The organism is Leucobacter sp. M11, assembly GCF_035726885.1.
GTDB lineage: Bacteria > Actinomycetota > Actinomycetes > Actinomycetales > Microbacteriaceae > JAPFRB01.
Genome location: NZ_JAPFRB010000043.1, coordinates 1 through 253, shown reverse-complemented (window position 1 = coordinate 253; position 253 = coordinate 1). Strand labels below are relative to the sequence as shown.

The window sequence follows — 253 nt, the reverse complement described above, 5'->3', positions numbered from 1 at the left end:
CCCCGCACGCCGCCGCCACGACGACGCCCCCGACACCATGGTCCTCTTCGGGCGCCTGGCGGGGCTGGCGGACGGACCCGAACGCGACGCCGTCCGCGACGAACTCGTCACGGCATGGCTGCCCATGGCCCACCGCATCGCCGGACGGTTCCGGGACCGCGGGGAGTCCATCGAGGACCTCCGCCAGGTCGCGGCGCTCGGCCTGGTCAAGGCCATCGACCGCTTCGACCCCGAGCGGGGGGCCTTCGAGAGC

1 protein-coding gene is annotated in these 253 nt (G+C 75.1%); it reads left to right on the top strand.

What is annotated here, in order from left to right; genetic code table 11:
• Positions 1-253, top strand: a 253-nt coding sequence (locus OOT08_RS18940) for a sigma factor (RefSeq protein WP_325094450.1), incomplete at both ends; no start/stop codon positions are given.